Annotated in this window: 19 protein-coding genes; 11 read left to right on the top strand and 8 right to left on the bottom strand. The window is 51.9% G+C overall.

The annotated features are described in order from the left end of the window. Positions 1-70: 70 nt before the first annotated feature. The gene (gene polA / locus NYR02_RS09945; protein ID WP_260976205.1) at positions 71-2,860 is read left to right on the top strand and encodes a DNA polymerase I; all 2,790 of its coding nucleotides are present in this window, start codon (positions 71-73) and stop codon (positions 2,858-2,860) included. Between the two features lie 250 nt (positions 2,861-3,110). Beyond that, positions 3,111-3,617, top strand: coding sequence for an REP-associated tyrosine transposase (locus NYR02_RS09950; RefSeq protein ID WP_260976206.1), 507 nt, complete (start codon positions 3,111-3,113; stop codon positions 3,615-3,617). Between the two features lie 164 nt (positions 3,618-3,781). Here the strand turns inward: NYR02_RS09950 and NYR02_RS09955 are convergent, their stop codons facing one another. Beyond that, a complete protein-coding gene (locus NYR02_RS09955) occupies positions 3,782-4,843 on the bottom strand; it encodes an SMP-30/gluconolactonase/LRE family protein (protein WP_260976207.1) in 1,062 nt (353 codons plus the stop codon). Positions 4,844-5,131: 288 nt separating this feature from the next. Here NYR02_RS09955 and NYR02_RS09960 point away from each other — a divergent pair, with 288 nt between their 5' ends. From NYR02_RS09960 to gdhA, 5 genes are all read left to right on the top strand, one after another. Then, a complete protein-coding gene (locus NYR02_RS09960; protein ID WP_260976208.1) occupies positions 5,132-6,058 on the top strand; it encodes a DUF2608 domain-containing protein in 927 nt (308 codons plus the stop codon). A 167-nt stretch (positions 6,059-6,225) separates the two neighbouring features. Further along, the gene (locus NYR02_RS09965; protein WP_260976209.1) at positions 6,226-7,542 is read left to right on the top strand and encodes a hypothetical protein; all 1,317 of its coding nucleotides are present in this window, start codon (positions 6,226-6,228) and stop codon (positions 7,540-7,542) included. Positions 7,543-7,554: 12 nt separating this feature from the next. Further along, complete coding sequence (locus tag NYR02_RS09970; protein ID WP_260976210.1) at positions 7,555-8,049, top strand: hypothetical protein; 495 nt, start codon at positions 7,555-7,557, stop codon at positions 8,047-8,049. Positions 8,050-8,061: 12 nt separating this feature from the next. Further along, entirely contained in the window at positions 8,062-10,056 is a 1,995-nt protein-coding gene (locus NYR02_RS09975) for a GMC family oxidoreductase (protein ID WP_260976211.1), read from the top strand. A 444-nt stretch (positions 10,057-10,500) separates the two neighbouring features. Then, positions 10,501-11,844, top strand: coding sequence for an NADP-specific glutamate dehydrogenase (gene gdhA, locus NYR02_RS09980; RefSeq protein ID WP_260976212.1), 1,344 nt, complete (start codon positions 10,501-10,503; stop codon positions 11,842-11,844). Positions 11,845-11,952: 108 nt separating this feature from the next. On the opposite strand, the gene NYR02_RS09985 is transcribed toward gdhA, so the two are convergent. The 7 genes from NYR02_RS09985 to NYR02_RS10015 all read right to left on the bottom strand — a co-directional run bounded on the left by NYR02_RS09985 (position 11,953) and on the right by NYR02_RS10015 (position 18,942). Further along, entirely contained in the window at positions 11,953-12,738 is a 786-nt protein-coding gene (locus tag NYR02_RS09985; protein WP_260976213.1) for an SDR family oxidoreductase, read from the bottom strand. 33 nt (positions 12,739-12,771) lie between these two features. Further along, a complete protein-coding gene (locus tag NYR02_RS09990) occupies positions 12,772-13,464 on the bottom strand; it encodes a histidine phosphatase family protein (protein ID WP_260976214.1) in 693 nt (230 codons plus the stop codon). Next, positions 13,464-14,573: a phosphotransferase family protein gene (locus NYR02_RS09995; protein ID WP_260976215.1), complete on the bottom strand. Its 1,110-nt coding sequence runs from the start codon at positions 14,571-14,573 to the stop codon at positions 13,464-13,466. The genes NYR02_RS09990 and NYR02_RS09995 overlap by 1 nt, the downstream gene beginning before the upstream one ends. A 1-nt stretch (position 14,574) precedes the next feature. After that, the gene (locus NYR02_RS10000) at positions 14,575-15,411 is read right to left on the bottom strand and encodes an SDR family oxidoreductase (protein WP_260976216.1); all 837 of its coding nucleotides are present in this window, start codon (positions 15,409-15,411) and stop codon (positions 14,575-14,577) included. Between the two features lie 134 nt (positions 15,412-15,545). After that, entirely contained in the window at positions 15,546-16,769 is a 1,224-nt protein-coding gene (locus NYR02_RS10005) for an acyl-CoA dehydrogenase family protein (protein ID WP_260976217.1), read from the bottom strand. Between the two features lie 126 nt (positions 16,770-16,895). Beyond that, positions 16,896-18,593, bottom strand: a complete 1,698-nt coding sequence (locus NYR02_RS10010; RefSeq protein WP_260976218.1) for a sensor domain-containing diguanylate cyclase — start codon at positions 18,591-18,593, stop codon at positions 16,896-16,898. Between the two features lie 214 nt (positions 18,594-18,807). Beyond that, entirely contained in the window at positions 18,808-18,942 is a 135-nt protein-coding gene (locus NYR02_RS10015; protein ID WP_260976219.1) for a hypothetical protein, read from the bottom strand. On the opposite strand from NYR02_RS10015, the gene NYR02_RS10020 reads away from it, so the two are divergent. From NYR02_RS10020 to NYR02_RS10035, 4 genes are all read left to right on the top strand, one after another. Then, positions 18,913-20,658: a putative bifunctional diguanylate cyclase/phosphodiesterase gene (locus NYR02_RS10020; RefSeq protein ID WP_260976220.1), complete on the top strand. Its 1,746-nt coding sequence runs from the start codon at positions 18,913-18,915 to the stop codon at positions 20,656-20,658. The two genes, NYR02_RS10015 and NYR02_RS10020, sit on opposite strands and share 30 nt — an antisense overlap. Positions 20,659-20,695: 37 nt before the next feature. Then, positions 20,696-21,223, top strand: a complete 528-nt coding sequence (locus NYR02_RS10025; RefSeq protein ID WP_260976221.1) for a DUF1569 domain-containing protein — start codon at positions 20,696-20,698, stop codon at positions 21,221-21,223. A 247-nt stretch (positions 21,224-21,470) separates the two neighbouring features. Then, entirely contained in the window at positions 21,471-23,333 is a 1,863-nt protein-coding gene (atzF, locus tag NYR02_RS10030; protein WP_260976222.1) for an allophanate hydrolase, read from the top strand. Between the two features lie 2 nt (positions 23,334-23,335). Then, the gene (locus tag NYR02_RS10035; protein WP_260976223.1) at positions 23,336-24,064 is read left to right on the top strand and encodes a GntR family transcriptional regulator; all 729 of its coding nucleotides are present in this window, start codon (positions 23,336-23,338) and stop codon (positions 24,062-24,064) included. Positions 24,065-24,227 lie beyond the last annotated feature (163 nt).

The following is a 24,227-nucleotide window of genomic DNA, read 5'->3' on the forward strand; positions in this document are numbered from 1 at the left end:
ATAATGAATCTTCTGGTGGCATTGTACGCCGCCCGCCACCGAAACCCCAGCCAAGGATTTGACCAATATCATGTCTAAGCCAGTGATTCTCGTCGATGGTTCGTCCTATCTGTTCCGCGCCTTCCATGCGATTCCGCTTTTGACCAACTCCAAAGGTCTGCACACCAATGCCATCAAGGGCGTGATCAGCATGATCAAACGTCTGCAGAAAGATTACGCCGGTTCACAGCTGGTGGTGGTGTTTGATGCCAAAGGCAAAACTTTCCGCAACGATATTTATGCTGACTACAAAGCCCATCGTCCGCCGATGCCGGACGAGCTGCGTGAGCAGATTGAGCCTATTCATAACATTATCCGCGCAATGGGTTTACCGCTGCTGATCATTGACGGTGTGGAAGCGGATGACGTGATCGGCACGCTGGCATCCCAGGCCATTGAGCATAATCAGGATGTGGTGATTTCCACCGGCGATAAAGATATGGCACAGCTGGTAAACAGCCATGTGTCATTAATCAACACCATGACCGACACCTTCCTCGATGTGGATGGCGTTAAAGAAAAATTCGGCGTACCGCCCGAGCACATCATCGACTACCTCGCTTTAATGGGCGACAAAGTTGATAACATTCCCGGTGTGCCTAAAGTTGGTGAAAAAACAGCTGTCGGCTTAGTCGCTGGCTTAGGCAGTCTGGAAACGATTTACGACAACCTCGATAAAGTTGCCACGCTGGAATTCCGCGGTGCGAAAACCATGGCCGCCCGTCTGGAAGAGCATAAAGAGCAGGCGCTGTTATCGAAAGTGCTGGCCACCATTAAATGTGATGTCGAGCTGGAACAAAGTCTGCCGGAAATTAAAAGCAGCGAGGCTGATAATGCTCAGTTGCTGGAATTATTCCGCAATATGGAATTTAAAGCCTGGATTGCCGAGCTGAGTAATTCAGCTGATGCTGTTCCGGCGTTTGAATTAACCGCCTCGGCCGGGTCGGTTTCCGGTCAGCAGCAAGCCGCCGAACAGGCCATGGCCGCAGCATTCAGTGGTGACACTGAGTACGATATTATTTTTACTCAGGCAGAGCTGGATGTTTGGCTGGAGAAGCTTAAAAACGCAGAGCTCTTTGCCTTCGATACCGAAACCACCTCGCTTAATTATAAAGAAGCCCGCATTGTCGGTGTCTCCTTTGCGGTGGAAGCAGGCAAGGCCGCCTATGTGCCGCTGGCACACGACGCGGAATGTATTCCGGAAGGCAAAACCCAGCTAAACCGTGAAGAGGTTTTAGCGCAGCTGCAGCCAATACTGGAAAGCGAGACGCATAAAAAAGTCGGCCAGCATATGAAATACGATATGCACGTACTGGCTAATCACGGTATTCATATGCGTGGTGTGCAATTCGATACCATGCTGGAATCCTATATTCTCGATTCAGTCGCCACCCGCCACGATATGGACAGCCTGGCGCTGAAATATCTGGGCCATAAAAATATCAGCTTTGAAGAGGTTGCCGGCAAGGGCGCTAAACAGCTGACTTTTAATCAGATTCATACCGATAAGGCCGGGCCTTATGCCGCCGAAGATGCTGATATTACCCTGCGTCTGCATCAGCGTTTATGGCCGGAATTACAGGCCGTACCAAGCCTGCAAAAAGTCTTTGAGGAAATTGAAATGCCGGTTATGCCCATCCTCTGCGCGATGGAAGAAACCGGCGCATTAATTGATGCCGATTTACTGCACGAACAGAGCCAGCAGATAGAGCAGCGCCTGCAACAGCTGGAGCAGGAAGCCCATAATGCCGCCGGTCAGGTGTTTAATTTAAGCTCGCCAAAACAGCTGGGCGAAATCCTGTTTGAAAAACAGCAGCTGCCGGTGAAAAAGAAAACACCAAAAGGTGCGCCATCCACCGCCGAAGAAGTGCTGCAGGAACTGGCCGACGACGGTTACGAGCTGCCCAAACTGCTGATGGAACATCGTGGTCTGGCGAAATTAAAAAGCACCTACACCGATAAACTGCCATTAATGATTGCGCCGGAATCCGGCCGCGTACATACCTCTTACCATCAGGCGGTGGCGGCGACCGGACGTTTATCCTCTACCGACCCTAACCTGCAGAATATTCCGATCCGCTCGGAAGAAGGCCGGAAAATCCGTCAGGCTTTTATTGCGCCAGCCGGTTATAAACTGGTCGCTGCGGATTACAGTCAGATTGAACTGCGCATTATGGCGCATCTTTCTGATGACCCGAGCCTGCTTAAAGCCTTCGCCGATGGCCGCGATATTCACCGCGCAACCGCAGCAGAAGTGTTTGGTGAAACGGAAGAAAACGTCAGCGATAACCAGCGCCGTGCCGCCAAAGCCATTAACTTTGGTTTGATTTACGGCATGTCGGCCTTTGGTTTAGCGAAACAGATTGGCGTCGGCCGTGGCGAAGCACAGGATTACGTGAACCTGTATTTCCAGCGTTATCCGGGCGTTCGCGATTATATGGATAACACCCGTGAACACGCGAAAGAACAGGGCTTTGTCGAAACCATTTTCGGTCGCCGTTTATACCTGCCGGAAATCCGCGCGAAAAATGCACCACGTCGCCAGCATGCCGAGCGCACCGCGATTAACGCGCCGATGCAGGGTTCCGCTGCCGACATTATCAAACGCGCTATGATCCGCGTTGCCGGCTGGTTACCTGACAGCGGTTTTGATGCACGTATGCTGATGCAGGTGCACGATGAACTGATTCTGGAAGTGAAGGAAGATCAGGCGGAAGCCTTTGCGGCAGAACTTAAACAGCAAATGGAACAGGCGGCTGAATTAAAAGTGCCATTAGTCGTGGAAGCCGGAATGGGTGATAACTGGGAGCAGGCGCACTGATTTTTTGCCTGATGGTTTGTCTGGTGGGCAGTGCCCACCCTACAATATATTCGGCATTCGGCATTCGGCATTCGGCATTCGGCATTCGGCATTCGGCATTCGGCATTCGGCATTCGGCATTCGGCATTCGGCATTCGGTATTCGGCATTCGGTATTCGGCATTCGGTATTCGGTATTCGGTATTCAATAAGGTAGGGTGGGCACTGCCCACCAACCACACGCACATAAAAATTGATCAAAGGAACTGATCATGTCTTATTATCGGCGAGCCATAGCCCCTGGGGGCACATTCTTTTTCACTATTGTAACGGCAAAAAGAAAGCCGTTATTGACCACGCCTGATGTCCGGCAGGCATTACGTGAAAGCATCTCAGCTGTTCGTCAAACTCAACCATTCGATATTGCTGCCTGGGTTCTCTTGCCCGATCATATGCATTGCATCTGGACATTACCTGAGGGTGATTGCGATTACTCCAGCCGGATAGGAAAGATAAAAAGGCTGACCAGCAAGCATTTAGGCTATAGCGGTGAAAGAGATTCAGGTCTTTGGCAACGAAGATTCTGGGAGCACCAGATCAGAGATGAGAAAGATTTAATTCGTCATATCGAATATATTTTTATTAATCCCGTTAAGCATGGCTTATGTTCTGCGGCGGCTGAGTGGCCATATTCATCATTTCATCGCTATGTGAAACAGGGGATATATCCTCAAGATTGGGCGAGCTGTGAAAATTTAACAGGTGATTTCGGAGAATGATTTTTTAGTGGGCAGTGCCCACCCTACGGAGCTGGCCTTACTCACCTTACGGAGCTGCAATATTTTCAGGATTCAATATAGTAGGGTGGGCAATGCCCACCAAACACGACAATATATTCGGCATTCAATAAGGTAGGGTGGGCACTGCCCACCATCAAAAACGTTTAAAAAGCCCACTTACCAATCCGGTCCATATGCAATGTCCCCAGATACAGCCCGTCATCTTCCGGCTGAACTGAGGTCACTTCACCAATCGCAACTGCCGCCTGGTCGTGCAGGCTCTGCAATATTTCACCCTGAGCATTAATCTGCAGAATCAGGCCATAAGGCTTGGGTACCGGTGCTAATGATTTTGGCAATTTAGCCAGCTGATTTTTTACCCATGGGTTAGCGTGGAATTTATCCACCAGTTTTGGCCGCAGGCCGTACATCGCAACCCAGTAAGTGCCATCGGCGGCGCGGGCAATGCCATCCGGCAGGCCGGGCAATTTATCCAGCAGGATTTCTTTTTGTCCGGCTTTAGGGCCGGTTAACCAGACTTTACTGATCTGATAGGTAAAGGTTTCGTTAATCAGCACATAACTCTGATCGGCCGATACCGCCACGCCATTGGCAAATGCAAAACCATCGGCCAATAACGTCAGGCTTTTATTCTGTGGATTAAACGCAAATAAGCGACCGGACGGGCGGCCATCAAGAATGTCGAGCACGATATCTTTCAGTGCATAACGGTTACTGGCATCGGAGAAATAAATGGTGCCGTCGGCGCCGATATCGACATCATCAACTACGCCCAGTTTTTCATTGTTGTAGTGGTCAGCCAGTACGCTTATTTGGGCTGTCGGGCTCATGCTCAGCAGGCCTTTTTCTGCGTCGGCAATAATCAGGTTCTGCTCGCTGTCAAAATGCAGCCCCAGTGGCCGACCTCCGGTATTGGTCAGCGTTTCCCAGGAGTTGTATGGACACTTGCGCAGAATGCTGCCGTCGAGTGTGCCTGTGTATAAGCAACCGAGTTTATCTTTGGCGATATCTTCGCCACCGGCTTTGCCGGCCGGCAGCTTGGTTATCTGTGTGCTTTGCAGCATGTCGTTAGGTGCGAGTACCCCGGCAAAATCCAGCGGACGGGATGCGTTAACCGCAACTGAATCTATGGGGGACGGAAGGCTGACAACGCCAGCGGCGGCGACGACCAGAACAATGGCTGGCAGGATGATTAACTTTTTCATAGCCACTTACTTATATTTGTGAGTTGGGTCTGGGCAGTGTACCGCTTCAGCAGCAATCTATCAGGGCTTGCTGTGCCGTTTACAAGGGCTTTTTAGCGGAAGATGAAAGGGCGCTGGTCAATTCCGGACAGCTCATGCATTTTTATTAGTTGGTTGCTTCTTTCATCATGCTGTTTTCCGGTATCAGCAGGATTCATCGGATTGCAATTGAAATCACCGGATCTTTATTGAAAACTGCCTTAAGCCCTTAGGCGGCACACATGCAGGCTTATCCATGGAGGACGGACGATGAGTAAACGAATTTCTACATTAATGCTTTGCCTGGCGCTGCTGCCAGCACAGGCATGGAGCGCCGCTGAGATGCTGAGCGCAGACAGCTTCCGCATAGTCGGTGCTGTTATCAGCGATTTTGGTAAGCCACAGGAAACGCTGCTGGTTATGGATGATGATGACACGCTGACGATGATGCCCTGCAGCGACAGCAAAGATACGGATAAGTGTCAGTATCTGGGAGGCCCGGCCTGGAGCAGCTGGCAACAGACACTGATTGGCACCCCCTCTCCATACCGCGTTGCTTCCAGTGACGATGAGCTGTTTGCCATTGGCTCGGCTCTGTTTGCGGTGAATTTTATGGATTATACCGAAGCCGACTTGCCGCTTGTTCTTCAAAAGCTGACCACTTCAGGTATGCGTCTGCTGGTAGAAACTGCGCGTGGTGGTGGCGATATTTCGGCGACAGAAAACCAGCTCACATATCTGCAGGTTAATTCTGCTGACCCGCAACCGTTGCTGGCATTGATTGCTGCCAATACATTAATAATGTCTGACGGTCATCCATCACTGGCCAGCCCTTTTATGCCCTGTGCCGACAGTAATGTAAGACCGGTAAGTTACCGGCAGGGCGTTATGTACGTTGCCGGACAAAATAAAGGAGCGATGCTTCAGTGTTTACTGAGTAAGGCAGATACGGAACGCCCCATCCGCAATATCCTGTTTATCGATGACACTCTGGAAAATGTTAAAGACGTTTATGCCGCGTTTAAAAACAGCACGCAATACAACGTAAAAGCCATTCACTATACCCATCTGCAAAAGCATAAAGAGGCCCTTACGGCCGGGCCTATGAGTGCGGCCTATCAGAAAAAAGAAAATGAACGCTGGCAGGCGCTGAAAACAGTGCTAGGCAAAACCATGCAGAAACCTTCGGTTCAATAAAAATCCGGCCAGCAGGTGAGCACCCGCTGGCCGCTAAAAATAATAATAAATACATCTTCTTTCCGGTGCTCTTCACCGGATATCACTGATCTGATTTTTGCTGTGCTGTTGCAGAGTTATCTGCAGGCAGAGAACAGACCACCGACACTTCAGCAAAGGACTTAGCTATGAAGAACTCAACGCTGTTGTTTAGTGCACTGCCCGCAGCTCTGCTGCTCAGTGCCTGCAACACCACGGCAACCGAAAATAAACAGGCCACTGCCGGTCAGGCTGCCATAACTCCACTCCCGGAGATCAGCCCGGTAATACCAGCAGACGCTCAGTTTCATGAGCCTTTTTCTCTGGAATCCCTGCAGCACGATTTTGATGTGTTTTCGTGGGAATCGTTTATCGCACTTAACTGGCCGGCAGCTTCAGTTGGTGTCGCCGATACCAGTGTCAACATTGGTCAGAAGCCGGGTGCCGCAACTGTCTGGCAAACCTATAAAGAAAGCCGCGATATATTTTTGCCCAATGGTGCGACTCCGCCGCCATGGGGCAAAGATTTACCGCCACCCTCTGTATGCGGCGATCAGGATTTACCTGTTCTGAATCAGATTGCCAAGGTACCGAATAACGTTCTGGATGAAAGTGCAGAACCGTTTCAGACTGGTCCGTTGGTTGATCAGAATGGCCAGTACACACGCTTTGAGATTCTGACCAATGATGTGATTTTTAACTACATTGCAGAAAAAAATCTGTATTCAAAATCGGGGCAGGAAGCCTTTGCTACAGAAGCAGATTTTCCTTTCGGAACCGACTCTCAGGTGGGTTCAATTATGCTTAAAGCCTCGTGGAAGGTTCTTGGTAAAAATGACAATCCTGAAAAATTCCACACAACCAGAGCCTATGTTTACGATAACCCGGATGAACATGCCGGGGTAGAAGCGGCCTGTAAATTACAGACGGTTGGTCTGGTGGGTTTTCATATCGGTACCAAGCTGAAAGGTAACCCGCAGTGGATCTGGTCTACGTTTGAGCATGTGGATAACGCTCCTACTCAGGGCGAAGCAATCAATAAAAAACACTACAACTATTACAAACCTGATTGCACGGATTGTGCGGCGGTGAATACCCCTCCACCACGGCCCTGGAACCCTGGTAATGCTTATACCCAGCCCACTCAGGTGATGCGCGTAATTCCTCTGGATAAACCAACAAAAGAACTGAACGCCAGTTACCAGGCGGCGCTAGAAAAACTGGTACCCGGTTCTGTGTGGGTTAATTACGAGCTTATCAGCACTCAGTGGCCAACGAATGCTGGCAGCAAAACCGATCCTACCGGTGCACCGGCTCCGGCCTTCCTCGCGAATACAACACTGGAAACCTATATTCAGGGGACTGTACGGCAGACCTCTTCCAGCTGCATTCAGTGTCACAACAATGCCACCATGACCAGTGGCAAATTTTCTGACTTTACCTACCTGCTGCAGCGTGCCCAATAAAGGAGAAAGCATATGGATATTATGAACACATTTGTTGGCCTAAGCTCGGTTCTGACTGGCTTTGCACAAGATATTCTGGCTCCCCGACTGGATACCACCAATATTAAAACCCTGTACCTGCAAAGCTGGACAGAAAACATTGCTCAGGAAACTGGCGATGCCGGATTGGTAAATACCATTCTTCAGCAATATGCCGAACTTCAGGCCGCCGGAAAAAGCGATGAAGAAATTGGTGAACAATTAATGAATGGCAATAATTCACCGGCCTTTGTTCTCGCCTGCCAGAAACTGATATTCCTTTGGTATATGGGAGCCTGGCCAGACGTAAATGCTCAACCAGGGACTGAAACCGGAGGCTTTACAACGTCTTCTCTTTTATCTGCCGAGTCTTACACCTCAGGTCTGGTATGGCAGGTTATGCAGGCTCACCCGATGGGGGATTCCAATTACCGTTACGGTTATTGGGCAGAGCAACCACCTGCTCTCAGCGATTTCACCGGTAATTAAGGAGAAGGGATCATGACTAATGCAAGCAAATACGATGTGGTGATTGTCGGCTCTGGAATTTCCGGTGCAATCGTGGCGTACCAACTCGGTCTGGCCGGTAAAAAAGTGCTGATACTGGAAAGCGGCCCAACCGTTCCGGCCGACCGCTCCGGTTATATGGAAACCTTTTATAAAGCCAATGCCAAAACACCGGAATCACCGTACCCGCCGGCAACACAGGGGGCTGTACCTTCAAGCGCGAATAATCCGCTGGGTTTGCCCAATCCTGCCGGAGAAAATATTCCGCGCTATACCGTACTGCAGGTCGGCGCCTGGCAGAAAAAAGACCAGTGTTATTTTGATTATCCCGCTCAGGTAGAAGGCATCGACGGCACCAGTCTGAATGCTAATTTTGCTTTTGCCAGTTCCTACGAACGCTTGGGTGGCGGAACAACCTGGCACTGGCTCGGCACCTGTCTGCGCCTTTTTCCGGAAGATTTTAAAATGAAAACCCTGTACGGACAGGGGGAAGACTGGCCGGGTGGTGATGCCTTTTATCAGTCTCTGGTGCCGTTTTATGAAACGGCCGCAAAAGAGATCGGCGTATCCGGTGACAAAGCCGCGATGGAAAAACTGTACCGCCAGTTTTATGTGAATCCGGAAGGTATTTATGGCAGTGATTATAATTTTCCTATGCCGGGAATTGATCAGACCCTGCAGGATGAACTGTACGCTGGCATAACCGATATGACCTACGAAGGGAATCCGGTTTATGTTACGCCAACACCGCAGGGCCGGAATTCACGCCCGGACGAGCGGCGTCAGTGTGCCGGTAACACTAACTGTATTCCTATCTGTCCGATTCAGGCGAAGTACGATGCTACGGTAACCCTGGCACGGGCCGAACAAACCGGAAATGTCGAAATCCGGTATCAGCATGTGGCCTGTAATATCCGTCTCGATGATAAACAACAGGTCTGTGGCATTGATTATCTAACGTATGATCAGCCGAATGGCATTGCTACTGGTTCAGGTACCGCTGTTGCCGAACGCTATGTTCTGGCAGCCCATGCGATTGAAACGCCAAAACTGTTATTAATGTCGAATAAAAATCCGGGTTTTGAAAACGGCGTGGCCAACAGCAGCGATCAGGTTGGACGCAATCTGATGGATCACGTTATGTACCTCGGCTGGGGATTAGCAAAAGACCCGATTTTTCCTTACCGTGGACCGCTGTCGACATCCGGTATCGAATCCTTGCGTGATGGCGCATTCCGTAAGGATCGTTCGGCGTATCGTATTGAAATTGGCAACGAAGGCTGGCAATGGGCGGCTGATGATCCGGGTACAACGCTGGCTGATTTTGTTTTCGGTCAGAATAATTCCCAGCTGAATGGTAATTCGAAAAATAAGCAGGGTGAGGAGCTGCGTTTTAATCCGCAGTTGCCGGCTTTCAGCAAGCTGTTTGGCAAGCAACTGGTGAATACCCTTAACGGTGTTTACACCCGGCAGTTACGTCTGGGTTATCTGATTGAGCAGCTTCCCGATCCGGAAAACCGCGTGCAATTATCAACAACGCTGAAAGATAATCTGGGCTTGCCGCGCCCCCATGTTACCTATCGTCTGGCTTCTGACTACGAGCGCAAAGCGTTTGTCTCGGCCAAAGAACTGACGACGGAACTGTTTGCTAAAGTAGGCGCGACCGAATACACCAAAGATCCGGGGGCACCGGTATTCAGTGGTAAGCCTGAGGCGCAGACTGCCACTAATTTTCAATACAAGGATGATAAAGGCACGACCCATAATTTTAAATTTTATGGGGCAGGCCATATTGTTGGTACCTACCGGATGGGCGACAGTAAAGAAACTTCAGTACTGAACTCCCGTCAGCAATCCTGGGATCACAATAACCTGTATATGGTGGGTAGCGGTGTATTTCCAACCATCGCCACAGGTAATCCGACTTTGACCATTGCTGCGCTGGCCTTTCAGGCGGCGGGTCATATTCTGGAGGATCTGAACGCCTGAGTTGAGCCCGCCTGCTCCGGCAGGCGGGTTTTTTGTACATCCCCTTCAATCTTACCGGCTGCTGCTCAGTCTGACAGGCGAGAAGCCGGGTTTCTGTTTACGGATCCTTTGCTAAGACACCTCTGAATAATTCAGTGTCCGCTTTGGCCTACTGAAAGCGTTCAGATTAAGGTGCCCCGAATCCTTTTTACGCGAAATGATCACTCTGAAGCCATGCTGCAAAACAACAAAGCTTATCCGGTTCGTTACCCCGGACGGGCGCACTACGGCTTTTGGGCAATAAATACAGGCTGAGTTGAGCCAATAGCTTCTGTTAATGTTAAAAATATTAAGAAAGCGGGTGCTTTTTACCGCATGTTTGGCAAAAATAGCAGACCTTTGCACCGGTGTAGGGCGCTATGCGCGTTTATGGTGTGCCATTCAATGCGCTATGTGAGACCTGTTATGCGTTACCAATCGGTAGATGATTTTCTTCACTTTGTTGCTCAGCGAAACCCTGGTCAGCCGGAATATCTGCAGGCCGTCGCTGAGGTGATGGAGAGTCTGTGGCCTTTTATTTCCAGTCATCCGCATTATGCCGAACATGGCCTGTTAGAACGACTGATCGAAGCCGAGCGTATTATTCAGTTCCGAGTATCCTGGGTGGATGATCAGGGTGATGTACAGGTTAACCGTGGCTACCGTGTGCAGCACAGTGCTGCGATCGGACCTTATAAAGGTGGTTTGCGCTTTCATCCGTCGGTGAATCAGTCGGTACTGAAATTTCTGGCCTTTGAGCAGATGTTCAAAAATGCGCTGACTACCTTGCCAATGGGCGCCGGTAAAGGCGGCTCTGACTTTAATCCAAAGGGTAAAAGCCAGGGCGAGATCATGCGCTTCTGTCAGGCCTTTATCAGCGAACTATACCGTCACATCGGTTCCGACACCGATATTCCGGCGGGTGATATCGGTGTGGGTGCCCGTGAAGTAGGCTATATGACCGGCATGCTGAGAAAAATAACCAACCGTTCCGACTGTGTCTTTACCGGTAAAGGTTTGAGTTTTGGTGGTTCATTAATACGCCCGGAAGCTACCGGTTATGGCACCGTCTATTTTGCTCAGGAAATGCTGTTGCATGCCGGTCGCTCACTGGAGGGAATGCGCGTTGGTATTTCCGGTTCTGGCAATGTTGCGCAGTACGCCGTTGAAAAGGCCATGCAGCTGGGTGCGATTGTTGTCTGTGTATCCGACAGCAGCGGTACGCTCTACGACGAAGAAGGCTTCGACGCAGAAAAACTGGCGTTGCTGATGAAGATTAAAAATGAACGCTACGGCCGGGTGGAGGATTACGCCACGGCCGCAGGGCTACCCTATATGGCGGGTCGCACGCCGTGGCATATTCCCATGGATGTGGCGCTGCCTTGTGCAACCCAGAATGAGTTGAGCGGAGAAGACGCTCAGGCCTTGGTTAAGAATGGCGTACAGTGCATTGCTGAAGGCGCAAACATGCCCTGCACGGCAGAAGCGATTACGGTGATTGAACAGAACTCTGTGCTCTTTGCGCCGGGTAAAGCCAGTAATGCCGGTGGTGTTGCCACGTCGGGTCTGGAAATGAGCCAGAACGCCATGCGCCTGTGCTGGAGCAGCGAAGAGGTCGACGCACGGTTGTTGGAAATTATGCAGGGAATTCACCGCGCTTGTCTGAAGTACGGCAGCCGTGATGATGGTTCGGTGAGTTATATCGATGGTGCGAACATCGCCGGTTTTGTCAAAGTCGCCGATGCCATGCTGGCGCAGGGCGTTATCTGATATGAAAAATAACGGCGTTCTGTAACAGGCCGCCGTTATCGCCATGTTCAGAAACCCTCGTTCCCACGCCGCAGCGTTGGAACGAGGGGTTCGTGACTTAACGTCTTATTACACCAGCAGATAACCACCATCGACGTTAATGGCAGCACCGGTGGTGTAGCTGGAAGCATCAGAGGCCAGATACAGTACAGTACCTGCCATTTCTTCCGGCATCGCCACGCGCTTCATTGGAATATGCATCATCGCCATTTTCAGGATGGCGTCGTTGCTGGTCAGGGTGCTGGCGAATTTGGTATCGGTCAGGCCTGGCAGCAGGGCGTTTACACGAATGCCCAGTTGCGCACATTCTTTGGCGAAGGTTTTGGTCATGGCAATAACGGATGCTTTGGTGATGGAGTAAATCCCCTGCATATCACCCGGAATCACACCGTTAACCGAGGCGACGTTAACAATGCTGCCGCCGCCGGTTTTCTTCATTAATTTAGCGCCCGCAGACGACATAAAGAAATAGCCACGGATATTCACATCAACGGTTTTCTGGAAGGCGTCCAGACCGGTATCGAGTACATGGCCGAAGTATGGGTTCGCTGCTGCATTGTTTACAAGAATATTCAGCTTGCCGTGACGCTCTTCAATGGCTTTAAAGCAGGCTTCAATCTGATCCATTTCACCGATATGGCAAGCCAGTGCTTCAGCACTGCCACCGGCTTCTTTAATCTCGTCAGCAACACGCTGGCAACCGTCGATTTTACGGCTGGAAACAATAACGTGTGCGCCGCTTGCGGCCAGCAGTTTGGCAATGCTCTCACCGATACCGCGGCTGGCGCCGGTGACCAGGGCGATACGACCAGATAAATTAAACAGGTTTTCCGGGGTATTGGCTTGTGTGTTCATCGCTTGCTCCGTTTTTATAATCACCGAATAATTTCAGCGGTAAGTGACAAAATGTTTTCCGGCCTGAGCCAGATGCTGTTGTTCGTTGCACGATGCCAGGCTGATTTTTCCGCCGCTGTTGTACAGCAGCTGGCTGATGCCGGCATTCAGCAGCGTCCAGTTCAATTCAAAGGCTTTATCGTGGCTTAAATCCAGGCAATGCTGGGCAATGGCGGTAATCGGCCCACCAGAGGTAAAGACCACCACATTTTTACCTTCGCTTTGGGCAATCAGTTCATGCAGCGCATGGGTAACCCGCTGGGTAAAGTGGCTCCAGGATTCGATATAGTCATCGTCGAAATCACCACTGGTCCAGCGCTCAACCGCTTTGGCAAATAATTCCTGAAAGGCTTTGCGTTTGTTGCTCTGGGTTAATATCCAGGCACCGAGTACGGCTTTGTTTTTAAACTGTGGAAAAGCGCAGGCAATAATGTCATCGGAATCGAATTCATTAAAACCGGGCATTTCGATTGTGCTGCCAAACGTCTGCCAGTGCTTTTGTGCAGCCACCATAGTTTCGCGGTGACGCTGCATCGCGCCATGCACGACGCGGTGTGCTTCGACCCCACGTAATGCCAGCGACTTACCGACCAATTCGCCCTGCAGGTGGCCGGTGTCAGACAGCTGATCGTAATTCAGCTTACCGAAGCCAGCCTGGCCATGGCGTACCAGATAAATACTCGCCATTATTTAAAACCAGCCTTGCGCGCTTTTTTTATAATGCGATTGCAGCGCCAGTTCAGATAATGCACGAATAACCAGAAGTTTTTAAAGGCCGGGTTATCGGTCTGCTTGTGGTGATAGCGGTAATAAATCTGCTGCACGATGACGGCCAGGCGGAATAAACCGAACACTTCATAGAAGGGCCACAGCTTTGCATCCAGTGCCATTTTTTCGCAGTAATAATCGACAATTTCCTGCCGTGTCAGCATACCGGGTAAATGGCTTGGCTGGCGGCGGATGGCACGCATTAAAAAGTCATCGTCGGCCTGAACCCAATACGCCAGTGCTCCGCCAAGATCCATTAACGGATCACCGAGGGTGGCCATTTCCCAGTCCAGCACGCCGATAATTTCGCCGGGGTTATCCGGATTAAGTACGACGTTATCCATACGGTAGTCGTTGTGGATAATGCAGGTTTTTACATCCGCTGGCATATTGGCTTTCAGCCATGCCATGGTTTTATTAAAACTGGGAACGTTCCAGGTTTTGGATTTAACAAAGCGGCCGCTCCAGCCTTCAACCTGACGCTGCACATAGCCTGTGCCTTTGCCCAGGTCATCCAGACCATTGGCCTGATAATCCACCTGATGCAGGTCGATCAGTTTATCGAATACCGAAAGACACAGCGTGCGCGCCTGTTCTTTGCTGAGGCTCATTCCGCGTGGCAGATTACCGCGTGGAATAATGCCGCGCATGCGTTCCATAACGTAAAAATCGCTGCCCAGCACGCTGTCGTCTTCGCAGAAGGCGATCATTTTCGGCACGAACGGATAGACCGGTTTCAGACGGTCCATCACGCTGTATTCGCGTTTCATATCGTGCGCGCCAGCGGCTTTATGGCCGGCGGGCGGACGACGCAGAATCAGATCGTTGTTTGCGTACTGATCAGGGTATTTCAGGTGATAGGTCAGGTTGGAGGCGCCACCGGAAAATTGCTTAACCTGCGGCAGCTCATCGCCATAGTCGTTGCCCTGGGCTTGTACCTGCGTCCGCAGCCAGTGGTGCACGGCCTGAATATCAAAGGCATCGCTGTCGCGCAGTGCCTTGGCCTCATCGATAAACTGTTCACTCATATCAGGCGTCCTTTCCCTCTTTAAAGGCTTTGCGCTGATCTTCGCGTTTTTTCAGGCCCATGGCCATCTTGTCCATCTCGCGACGGTACAGGAATGGCAGATATTGTTTGATGAAATACGCGCGGCGGCCAGCCGGATGCGGGTTGCAGATCATCTGCTTTTTTTCCATCGCGCTGTACGCAGCGTCGGCGATGTCTTCGGCATCCAGTGCGGATGCGGCGAACACTTTATCGACAAACTTGAGCATATCCGGGTCGGAGGTTTTCATGCCGTGATTGAGGTTGGTGCGGAAGAAGCCAGGGCACAGTGCGGTGGTGCCAATGCCGTAGGGCTTAAGCTCAAAGTGCATGGTTTCAGAGATGGCCACCACGGCGGCCTTGGTGGCGTTGTAAGACGCCATTGACGGCGCTTTCATCAGACCGGCCAGCGAGGCGACGTTAATAAAGTAGCCGCTGCCCTGTTCTTTCATCATTGGGGTAAAGGTACGGCAGCCCAGCGCTACGCCTTTCAGGTTAATGTCGATAACCCAATCCCACCAGGCCCATTCGCCGGCTTCGATACGGTCACCGGTTGCCACGCCGGCATTGTTGATAACGACGTCGATGCCCCCCCAGCGCTTTTTCACTTCCTGTTCCAGTACCGCCCACTGCTCAGGTACGGTGACGTTAAGTTCGCAGATCCAGCCTTTGCCTCCGGCCTGTTCGACCATGTTCAGAGTTTCGGCGGCACCGCCCATGTTGATATCTGCAATGCAGATGTCTGCGCCTGTTTTGGCAAAACGCAGAGCCAGTGCCCGGCCCAGTCCGCTGGCGGCGCCGGTGATCAGTACCTTTTTCATCCCGTATCCTCAAATGCAACAGCGGCTGAAGTCGCCGCTGGAATGATGCTGATTGTGTTGTGTGCTTAATGGCCTGTTAAGGGGCGTTTGTGACATAAGTCCGGGAGCGCGGCCGGACCGCACTCCCATCAGCCTCAGGCGTCTTTCATGTACTTTTTGTATTTCATCATTTCGATCTTGGCGATCAGTCCACGGTGAACTTCATCCGGGCCATCGGCCAGACGCAGGGCGCGAGCTGCGGTGTACAGACCCGCCAGCGGCAGGTCTTCGGACAGGCCGCCACCACCGTGCATCTGCATGGCGGCATCAATAACCTGCTGGGCCATGCTCGGGGCAATCACTTTGATCTGGGAGATTTCACTCATCGCTCCCATGGCACCGACCTTGTCGATCATCCAGGCCGCTTTCATCACCAGCAGGCGTGCCTGCTCGATGTTCATACGGGCGTTGGCGATGATGTCGCGGTTGCCACCCAGATTCATCAGCGGCTTGTGGAATGCGGTACGGCTGGCGGCGCGGATACACATCAGTTCCAGCGCTTTTTCGGCCATACCAATCAGGCGCATGCAGTGGTGGATGCGGCCAGGTCCAAGGCGACCCTGGGCGATTTCGAAACCACGGCCGGGGCCGGCGATCATGTTGCTCAGCGGCACGCGGACGTTATCGAAGCTGACTTCGCCGTGGCCATAAGGCTCATCGTAGAAACCAAACACCGGCAGCATGCGCTCGATTTTTACGCCTGGTGCATCGAATGGGAATAACACCATCGAGTGTTGCTGATGGCGTGGTGCATCGGGGTTGGTAAGCCCCATAAAAATACCGACTTTGCAGTTCGGGTGGCCGATACCGGTGCTCCACCATTTGCGTCCGTTGAGCACCACTTCGTCACCCTCAACGGTGGCGGTGGCTTCCATGTTGGTGGCGTCAGAGGAGGCAACGCCGGGCTCGGTCATGCAGAAGGCGGAGCGGATTTCACCGGCCAGCAGTGGCTTCAGCCATTGTTCCTGCTGTTCTTTGCTGCCGTATTTTTCCAGCACTTCCATATTGCCGGTGTCCGGCGCGTTGCAGTTGAAAATTTCCGGGGCAATAAAGGAGCGGCCGGTTAGCTCAGCTACGGCGGCGTATTCCTGAGTGCTCAGACCGGCACCGTAGTGCTCGTCCGGCAGGAACATATTCCACAGTCCGGCCGCTTTAGCTTTGGCTTTCAGCTCTTCGATGATGGGCAGCACCACCCATTTGTTATCCAGGCTGTGCAGCTCGCGCAGGTAGTCTTCTTCAACCGGTTCGATTTCATTTTTGATGAATTCTTTAACGCGTTTGATGTAGTCCTGCGCTTTGGGAGAATGCTCAAAATCCATGGGGTCGCTCCGTAGAATGGATGGTTAATGCAGCAAGTCTACGGAGGCTTTTGGTATGTATGAACTGAATAATCTGAATGGCTTGGTATTTATGGTGCTTATGTATTAGATGGCACCTGCGGCGCTTCAGGTGGCGCTGCGATGATGATTGCGACCATGTCGTTTGGCCTGATACAGCGCCTGATCGGCGGCTGCGAGAATGCTCTCCAGACTGTCATGGTTGCGCGCCAGGTAGCTGCCGGCGCTGAGCGTCAGGGCGATGGGCTGTTGTTGCTGGTCGAGCACTTCCTGCTGTGCGGCGACGGCCTGACACAAACGCTCACCCAGTTGATCAAGCAGTTGCTGGTCATCGGTACGGATCAGAATCAGAAACTCATCGCCACCCCAGCGCGCTGCATGGTCATAAGGGCGCAGCACATCGGTAATGATATTGGCCGTGGTCATCAGCGCCTGGTCGCCGCTGGCGTGGCCATAACGGTCGTTGATGCCCTTGAAGTGATCAAGATCCAGCCAGATCAGACCAAAGGGTTCTCCCTCACGCTGCAGACGCTGGTGTTCGAGGCTGAGTTGCTGAGTCATGCCGCGGCGGTTAAGCAGGCCGGTGAGAGCGTCTGTCTGGGTCAGGCGTTCGAGGGCCTCGGTGCGCTCCTGTACTTTCTGTTCCAACTGCTTTCGTGTCAGCAGGGTGGCGGCGGCCATTTCCTGAAAATGCCGCAGCAGGCGTCCGACTTCCCCGGAGCTGTGACGTGGCAGTAAAGGCACGGTGTGTTGCCCTGAACGCAGCTGGCTGATGGCCCGCTCAAGCAGCGCCAGAGGGTTCAGGATGTAACGATTAAGCGCCAGATGAAACAGCAGCAGGGCCAGCAGTAAGAACACGCCAGAGACGACAAAGATGCTGTTAAAGGTGCTGAGTGGCAGCAGTGTATCCAGTTCCAGCAGGGTGATTTCATACCAGTCGATTTCCGGCAGGTAGATGACGCCAGCAAGATAGCGCTGCTGATCAATGGTCAGGTAGAGGCTGCCCACCTCACCGGGGTTGTGCATCACCTGTGGCAGCAATGCCTGCAGCTGCGCGCGTTCCAGTGGATCGCTCAGCAGTTGTTGTATGGTTTTTTTGTCTCTGGCCTGCTTGGTTATGCTGGCAAAATCAATCTGGCTGGGGTCTCGCGAGACCTGAATCGCACCCTCATGATCAAAAAACAGATTGCTGATGCCGGCTTCGGTCTGGCTGACGACCTGTTCGATAAAGGTCGTGAGGTCGAGGCCGCTGCCGACCACGCCGAGGATTTTATCGCCGTCACGCAGCAGGACATCAATCCACAGTTTGGTGACGCCCAGCGGAATATCCGGATTTACATTCAGGTGAATATCACGGTTCTGTTCGATGATGCTGTAAAACCAGCGGTCATTCGGGTTATCCGCGTGCAGGGTGTAGCGGTATTCGGCACCGGCAAACTCGTTATTGGCATTGTTATGGTAATAATCGCCGGATTCTCGCAGGGCGACAAAATAGCTCTGGTCGGCAAAGTTATGACGGAAATTCTCCATCTCGGCCAGTGCCTGAGCTTTCAGGGTCTTATCGTCGGGCGCGCGTGCCCAGGCGCGCAATACCTGTGAATCGGCAAACTGCCGGGCCAGAGTAACTTCGCGGATGATGGGTTGCAGGGTACGGGTTTTTTCCAGTTTTACCTGGGTTTCAAAGTGGCGCAGCGCCCATTCCTGCATCACCCCCAGCGCAATCTGTTGAGTCAGTAACCACAGACCAGCGCCGGTCAGCGCGATCAGGATCGTGGTCAGCAGCAGAAAACGGGGACGAAGGTTCATGTGGCTTCCTGATTCATTAATGCATAAAGAATAGGCGTTAACAGAGCGAAGGTAATGTTATGGATATAACTGGTTACAAATTTCCGGCAGACAGAAACAGCGTAACCGATGCCAGAGGCTAAAGTGATACGTAAGACTGTGTAATAGGATTGCAGCCATTTATTCGGATCAGAACAACATTCCACTGCTGGGCCATGATGCCAGTGCTCTGCGTTCAAAGCGTCTGCTGCAGATTACCAGCCTGACGCTGCTGGGCCTGCTGCTGGCCGCGTTTGTCGCCACCGGGCAAACGCAGCTGACGGTACTGGTTGGCTGTGCCGTGCTGGTGCTGGCCGGCTGGTTTGCTCATCAGCAGAAGCCGGGTATTGCCGCCAATATTCTTCTCTGGGCGCTGACGACTATGTTATCGGTGCTGGCCTGGCACTCCGGTGGCGTGCGCGATATGGCGGTGCTGGGGTATCCCGGCGTGCTGATTTTTGCCGCTATTCTCGGCAATGTGCGGCTGTTTTCGGGGTTGTTGTTGTTTATTGTCGGTTACTGCTCGCTGATGGCCGCGCTTACCATTACCGGTTACTTCCATCCCTTTTTGCCAGACGTTGAGTTCAAGCATCTGGTGTTTACCGATGTTATTTTGTTGATTACCGGCTTTAGTGTGTATTTGTTATTGAGAGATCAGCGCCGCTTAATGCGTGGCTTACGCGAAGAGAATCAGCGGGTACGCAACAGTCAGCAAACCATTGCCCGGCTGGCCAGTCAGGATCAGCTGACGGGGTTATCCAATCGCCGTTTTGCTGAAGAATCCTATACCCGTTTGTATCAGCGTTGTTTGCGTGATGAGCATCCGCTGGCGGTGTTTTTTCTTGATCTGGATAATTTCAAACCGGTGAACGATTCACTCGGCCATGCAGCGGGGGATTTATTGCTGCAGCAACTCTCGGGTCGGCTGCAGGCAATCAGTCGCGCAGAGGATGTACTGTGTCGTTTTGGCGGAGATGAATTCCTGATGATGGTGGCACTGGATGGTGAGGAAGAGCAGCTGACCACCATCGCGCAAAACATTAAAGCCGCCGCCACGACGCCGTTTTTTATTATGCAGACGCAGATCGAAATCTCCGGTTCGGTGGGCATTGCGCTGGCGCCTGAACATGGCACCGAATTTAACACGCTGTGCAAATATGCCGATCTGGCGATGTATCAGGCCAAGCATGAAGGCCGCAGCGTGTACCGTGTTTATAACGACGATATGGGCCGCGCCAATATCGATAAATTCAATCTGATGACGCAAATCCGTCAGGCACTTAAAGACAAACAATTCCGCCTGTTTTACCAACCGAAAATGGATATTCGCAGCGGCCGGGTTTGTGGTGTTGAAGCATTAATCCGCTGGCCACAGCCTGATGGTTCGTATATTGCGCCGGACGATTTTATTCCGCTGGCTGAAAGCAGCGGTGTCATTGCCGATATTGGTCACTGGGTGTTACAGGAAGCTTGCGAAGCCTGTATGCGCTGGCGTCAACAAGGGCATGGCAGCGTGGGTGTGGCGGTGAATTTATCCTATGTGCAGTTCCGCGATGGCTCGCTGGAGCGCAGCGTACAGCAGGTGTTGCGCCAGTCCGGGTTGCCTTCATCGGCGCTGGAGCTGGAATTAACCGAGTCAATGTTAATTGGCGAAGGTGATGACATCAGCCGCCAGCTGAGCGCCATTCATCAGATGGGCGTATCATTTTCGATTGATGATTTTGGTACCGGTTATTCCAACCTCGGGTATCTGCGCCGCTTTAATGCTTCACGGCTGAAAATCGATAAATCCTTTATTACCGATCTGGGTGTATCGCAGCGTGACGAACCACTGGTGCGCGCCATTATTCAGATGGCGGCGAGCCTGGGACTGCATTCCGTGGCTGAGGGGGTAGAAGACGAAGCAACGCTGAATCTGTTAAGACAGTTAGGTTGTGATGAAGCGCAGGGCTATTTTTGGTCGCGGGCATTGCCTGAGCATGAATTTATCGCATGGCTGAAACAGCATAATGCTATCTCGGAGCTGCCGCATTCCTCAGAATTGTGACAGACTCGGGTCCTCTTAATCATTGGCCGGAGTCTGCGTGAAACGACGTATTTTACTGAAAACAGCGGTTGCTGTTCCTGTGGTTCTGGCAGGTGGTGGTGCTGGTATCAGTGCTGTTGCCGCAGGGAAAGAATACAACCTGTCTTCATTATTTGAGGAATTGCAGGCGCTGGATGGTCAGCACTTGCGCAGTGGTACCTCATGGTCGGTCAGTGAAGTTTTTCAGCACTGCGCGCAAAGTATCCGCGGTTCCATGGATGGTTATCCGCAGCATTATTCCCCCGTGTTTAAACATACCGCCGGCAGCGCGGCGCTGGCGGTATTCCGCGCCAGTGGAGCTATGCGCCATAACCTGACAGAGGGCCTGCCCGGCATGCCGGTCGCCGATGCCTCTGTTGAGCAGAATGCTGCACTGCACATGTTGTTGGCTGCGCTGCAGGATTTTAACGCTTATCAGGGCGCGCTTGCCCCTCATTTTGCCTACGGTGAGTTAGATAAGTCAGCTTATGCTGCCGCGCATTGGCTACATATCCGCAATCATCTGCAGCAGATATTCCCCGCCTGAATCTTTTTATCCAGCGATAAACACAATGGGGTGAAATATTATTTTTGCCCCGTTCTGATGCATGATTTTTTTAACTTTGCGCTCAAAAGGCGCGTGATATTCCCGCTGTCATTCCTGTTTTTTCCGACCATCTGTTGCAGAAATCCCGTAATCACGGGGCTGCGGACTGTTTTCAGGCATGTTTTTATAAACTGGCACGTCTATCGCTCTGTCACTTGTATACAAGGTTGAACACATTGGCAGTGCTATGAGCGACATCACATCAGAAATATCAGGAAAATCATTATTCGGCTGGAGTCTGAATGACTGGGGTAAAGCGTATCGCAACGGTGGCAATGCCAGCGCATTACTGAGTGCATTACTGGCGGAAGTGCGTCAGCAGGAAAGTACGGCCGGATCTTTAAACACCGGCAGCGTTTGGATTGAGCTGGCCAGCGAGCAACAACTGGGCGCGCAGTTAATTCAGCTGCAGCAATTACTGGATGCCGCCGATGGTGATATGCAGGCACTGCCGTTATACGGCGTTCCATTTGCGGTTAAAGACAATATCGACGTCGCCGGATTTTCGACAACCGCAGCCTGTCCGGAATTTGCTTATGAGCCGCAGGCAGATGCAACCGTGGTTCGCCTGTTGCGTAACGCCGGTGCCATTGTATTAGGCAAAACCAATCTCGATCAGTTTGCCACCGGGCTGGTGGGCACCCGTTCACCTTATGGTGCGGTGACCAATCCATTTAATGAAGAATATATCAGCGGTGGTTCCAGCTCTGGTTCAGCCGTTGCGGTTGCGCGCGGTTATGTACCTTTTTCATTGGGGACCGATACCGCAGGTTCGGGCCGGATTCCGGCTGGCTTTAATAACATTGTCGGGCTGAAAGGCAGTAAAGGCGCCCTCAGCACTCAAGGGGTCGTACCGGCCTGCCGCAGTCTGGATTGTGTGTCTGTTTTTGCTTTAAACGCCCTCGATGCCGAACGTATTTTTGCACTGGCTGCACAGTTTGATGAGCTGGATGCGTATTCCCGCCGGGTGGGCATTTCACCATTAAAAACCATTCGTCGTCTGGCGGTGCCAGCCGAGATGCCATGGTTTGGTGATGATAGACAGCAAGCTGCTTTTACTGCGGCTCTGGCGAAAGCAGAAAGTCTGGGCTTTGAATTAATCCGCACCGATTTCTCGCCCTTGTATGAGTTGGCGGCGTTGTTGTATCAGGGCCCCTGGGTGGCTGAACGTTATGCTGCCGTGGGTGAATTTATTCAGCAGGATTCCGCCGGAATTAATCCGGTGGTGAAAAATATTATTGCCGGAGGTAATAACGGCACAGCGGTTCAGGCCTTTAATGCTGAGTACCGGCGCATGGAACTGCTGCGGGAAATTCAGCAGTTATTTCAGGGCTTTGATGCGCTGTTTGTTCCGACCGCACCCTGCTTTCCGACCCTCGCAGAGGTTGCAGAGGAGCCTGTTAAGGTTAACAGCCAGCTGGGTACGTATACCAATTTTGTCAATCTGGCCGATTTATGCGCCATCGCTTTACCGGCTGAATTACGCAGCGATGGATTACCGTTTGGCATCACAGTGATTGCGCCGGCTTTCAGCGAACCGGCGCTGGCGGCTTTTGCGGCACACTGGCAGGCGGCGCTGCGTTTACCACAAGCGCCGGTGTTATTGGGTGCGTGCGAGGATGACTCTGTCGTGGTTGCGGTGGTCGGCGCTCATTTAACCGGTATGCCGTTGAATCATCAGCTCACCAGCCGTCATGCAGTATTGCTGGAGCAAACACTGAGCGCAGAAAAATACCAGCTTTACGCCCTCGCCAATACGGTGCCACCTAAACCGGGCCTGGTGCGCGTTAATGATGCATTACTGAATAGTGGCTCCGAAAAAGGGCATGAAATTATCGTCGAGCTGTGGCGTATGGATGCTGCCGCTTTCGGCAGTTTTGTTGAAGAAATTCCTCAGCCATTAGGTATCGGTACGTTGGAATTAGCCGATGGCCGTTTGGTTAAAGGCTTTATCTGTGAGCCTGAAGCGGTCGCCACCGCGACTCATATCAGTGAGTTTGGCGGCTGGCGCGCATACATCGCTCAGCTGAAATCCCAGGCCGGAAATTAAGCGTGTATCCGCCGTATCCAACGGATGCTGAAGAAAAGAAACGCCCACTGAATTTGGCCGAACGGATTTACCAACAATTGAAAAACAATATATTCGATTTTCAGTTACTGCCCGGTGATCGTTTCAGCGAAAACGAAATAGCCCGGCGAATGCAGGCCAGCCGAACACCGGTTCGGGAAGCGCTTTACCGGTTGGAGCGGGATGGTTTTGTACAGGTGCATTTCCGCAGTGGCTGGCAGGTCCGGCCCTTTGATTTCCGCCACTTTGAAGATTTATACGACGTCCGCACCCTGCTCGAAATCGCAGCGGTAAAACGTCTGTGCGGGCATATTAATATTAAAGAGCAACTGGCCGGTTTGATTACTCTTTGGTGCTGTCAGGAAAACCAGCGCCTGAATGACAGCGCGCTGCTGGCAGAGATGGATGAAGACTTTCATTTTGCTTTACTGGCGCTCAGCGGCAACCAGGAAATGGCGGCGATTCATCGCACGGTGTGCGAGCGTCTGCGCATTATCCGCCGGCTGGATTTTACCCAGGAAGGACGTATCGCAGCGACCTATGATGAGCATGCTCATCTTCTGAATTTAATGCTGAACAGGCAGACCGAAGACGCTGCGGATTTTCTCAGTCGTCATATTGAAATCAGTAAAAATACTGTGCGCCATATTACGCTGCATCGCATTCAATCGGCCAAGAGTCGTTACAACATCAATATCAGAACCGATAACTGATTTATCCGCTCTGCACCAATGCAGTGAATATTCAGAAGTAGTTGGGCAATAACAGTGCGTGAATTTATGACAATGGCAATTTATTTCGGCCTTTGGCCTTTTTTTGTCTGAAAATGCTTATAAAACAAATATTTATAAGTTGGTACAGGCTTTGCTCTACAGG

The organism is Thalassolituus pacificus (assembly GCF_025318105.1).
Taxonomy (GTDB): Bacteria; Pseudomonadota; Gammaproteobacteria; order Pseudomonadales; family Oceanobacteraceae; genus Venatoribacter; species Venatoribacter pacificus.